The sequence below is a fragment of the Rhodococcus sp. CX genome (genome assembly GCF_015865005.1).
GTDB lineage: Bacteria > Actinomycetota > Actinomycetes > Mycobacteriales > Mycobacteriaceae > Rhodococcus.
In genome coordinates this window covers 2716-5380 of sequence record NZ_JADZGH010000037.1, presented here as the reverse complement: position 1 = coordinate 5380, position 2665 = coordinate 2716, and the positions used below count along the sequence as shown (strand labels likewise).

General features: G+C 72.5%; 4 protein-coding genes. 3 read left to right on the top strand and 1 reads right to left on the bottom strand.

Features of this window, described 5'->3' with window-relative positions:
* The coding region (locus I0Q12_RS31820) for an enoyl-CoA hydratase-related protein (RefSeq protein WP_231609937.1) at positions 1-280 on the top strand (280 nt) is incomplete at its 5' end.
* A 39-nt stretch (positions 281-319) separates the two neighbouring features.
* Here I0Q12_RS31820 and I0Q12_RS03535 read toward each other — a convergent pair.
* The gene (locus I0Q12_RS03535) at positions 320-952 is read right to left on the bottom strand and encodes a TetR/AcrR family transcriptional regulator (RefSeq protein ID WP_197250622.1); all 633 of its coding nucleotides are present in this window, start codon (positions 950-952) and stop codon (positions 320-322) included.
* A gap of 162 nt (positions 953-1114) precedes the next feature.
* On the opposite strand from I0Q12_RS03535, the gene I0Q12_RS03530 reads away from it, so the two are divergent.
* Positions 1115-1423 carry a PE family protein gene (locus I0Q12_RS03530; RefSeq protein ID WP_197250621.1) on the top strand — a complete coding sequence of 103 codons (309 nt, stop codon included), beginning with the start codon at positions 1115-1117 and terminating at the stop codon, positions 1421-1423.
* A 40-nt stretch (positions 1424-1463) separates the two neighbouring features.
* Positions 1464-2665: PPE domain-containing protein (locus I0Q12_RS03525; RefSeq protein ID WP_197250620.1), on the top strand; the 1202-nt coding region annotated here is incomplete at its 3' end.

The window sequence follows — 2665 nt, the reverse complement described above, 5'->3', positions numbered from 1 at the left end:
GCCCGCCCCCGAGGCCGTCGCGGCCGGCCTGATCGCCGACACCTACCCCGACGAGGGATACGCCGACGCGATCGAGGCGCTGGCGCAGCGGATCGCCGACGGGCCTTCGGATGCATTCGGTTCCACGAAGGCCGCGATCAACGATGCGACGCTGACCGAACTCGACGCCGCGTTCGCGCGGGAGCGCGCAGGTCAGCTCGTTCTGCTCGCCGCCGACGATTTCCGCGAGGGCGCGACCGCGTTCATGGAGAAGCGACCGGCGGTCTACCGCAAACGCTGACCCGGCGATCGGGTCACGGGGCGGCCGGGCCGGCGACGGTCAGGCCGCCCCGACCGTTTTCAAAGCGATCGCCACGTACTTCGCCGCGACCTCTTCCGGGGTGAGTGTGCCCTGGGAGTGGTACCAGCGCGGGATGGACTGGCACATACCGAGGAGCGCGCGGGTGGTCTCCGCGGGGTCGTCGACGTCGAACACGCCGGCCGCGGCCCCTTCCTCGACAATGCTCCGGACCAGCTGCTCGACACCCTTGCGGACCGCGCGATAACGCTGCCGGTTCTCCGGGCTCAGGTACCGCGACTCGCCCTCGAGGGCCGCGAGGCGCGCGCGCAGCGTCATGCGCAGCACGATGGCCTCGATGACGTTGGACAGCCGCTTCACCGGATCGTCGCCGCCGTCGGCATCCGCGGCGTGCGCACGCGCGAGCACATCGCTGGTGGACAGCTCCAGCAGCGCGATGAGCAGCCCTTCCTTGTTCTCGTGGTGGTAGTACAGGGCCGGAACCGTCACGCCCACGCGCCGCGCGATCTCGCGCACCGACGTGCCGTGGAAGCCGGTCTCGTAGAACGCGTCGAGCGCGGCGGACAGGATCGGGGTGAGCTCGGTCTCCTCGAGCTTCCGCCAATCCGGCACGGCCACCCCGTCGGTGACGGTGTCGCCGGTGGAAGTTCCCATTACCGCATCCCAACCTATCGATCGCTCTGTCACTGACGGGCTCGAGGATACCGGCACAAATCGAACGGAACCGATCCGGACCGCGACGCGTCCAACCCTTCGACGGCGCAGGGATCGCCACCCGCGCCCACACACGCACCCGAGATGTCAGGAGAACGGCCCGTGCCCGACCACATTCGCGTCGATCCCGACGCTCTGCTCCTCGCCGCCGCCGAACTCGAGGCGCTCGCGCTGCGTCTCGAAGCGTCCGTCCAGGCCGCGGATCCGGCTCTGGATGTGTCCCCACCCGGCTCGGAAGAGGTGTCGCGGCTGATCTCGCAGCACTTCGGCGGGCTTGCCGCGAGCTTCAGGCCGGCGGCCGTCCAGGGCATCGAGGAACTGCGGACCGCAGCGCTGACCATCCGCAGCCAGGCCGCGCACTACACCGATCTCGAGGCACGCCGGGTCGTCGCCCTGCACGCCACGATGTGACCGACTTCTCCGGACGCGCAGTCAGAAAGGTAGAGAACCGATGACGCTCGGAATGACCGGAGTGGTGTGGCTGCCGCGGGGCGCCACCGTGAACTCGACGAGCCTGACCACGGGGACGGGACCGCTGCCGATCGGCGCGGCCGGACCGGCCTGGGCCGCGGTCGCCGCGGCCTTCGCGGACGCGGACCTCACCCTCACCCGGGTCACGGCGGAACTGGGTCTCGGCTGGGAGGGCACGACCGGCGGTTCCGCGATCACCTCTCTCGGCCCGTTCATCGCGTGGACGCAATCGGTCGTCGGGGAGGCCACCGCGGCGGCGCAGAAGGCCGCGGTCGGGTCGGCGGCGTACGCGACCGCGCTGATCGCGATGCCGAGCCTGCCCGAGATCGCCGCGGTCCAGGCCGCGAAGGCCACCGCCTACACGGCGGGCGGCGCGGTCAACGGTGCTGCTGCGGCCGCGGAGGCCGCGGAGAAGGCGCTCGATCTGCGGGCGGCCGCCGCGATGGAGGCCTACGAGGCGGCGACGGTGTTCGCCGCGGTCCCGGACCGGTTCACCGCCCCGCCGTCGCTGACCGCCGACGCGCCCGCATCGATCGGTGTGCAGGAACTCGCGGCGGTCGCCTCCCGTATGGGACGCACCGAGCACGTGCAGTTCTCCGATCCGGTGCAGTCCGTCGTCGACGGTGCCCACTCGGTGGCCTCGCGCGTCGGTGAAGCCCTGGGCAACGGGGATGTGCTCCGCAGCGTGGGCGGAGAGGCCGGACGGGTCGCGGCCGAGGTCGCGGCGTCCGGCGGGAGCGGTGTCGCCGGATCGGCGGCGCCGCAGGTCGCATCGCTGTTCGGGCAGGGACACGCGTCCACCGTCGCGACGTCGACGTACACGCCGGGCACCGGTCTCGGCGCCGGGTCCGCACCGGCCGCGGTGCACTCCGCGACGATCACCGGATCCGGAACGATCGCCGGTCCTGCGGGGCTCGGCGCGATTCCGACAGCAGGAGGGCTCGCCGCCGCGGGCGGAACCGCGGCCGGGATCTCCTCGATCGGAGCCGCCGCCGGCGGAACCGCGACCGGCCCGGTCCGCGGCGACCTCCGGGTCTCCGGCGACCCGATCGGCGGCCCGGCCGCTCCCGCACACGGCATCGGATCGGCGGCCGCCCGAGCGGCGGACGGCGGCAGTGACGACGACCGAGGCGAGCAGACCCGCACCGACTTCCGTCCCACCGTCGAGCACTTCGCCGACGG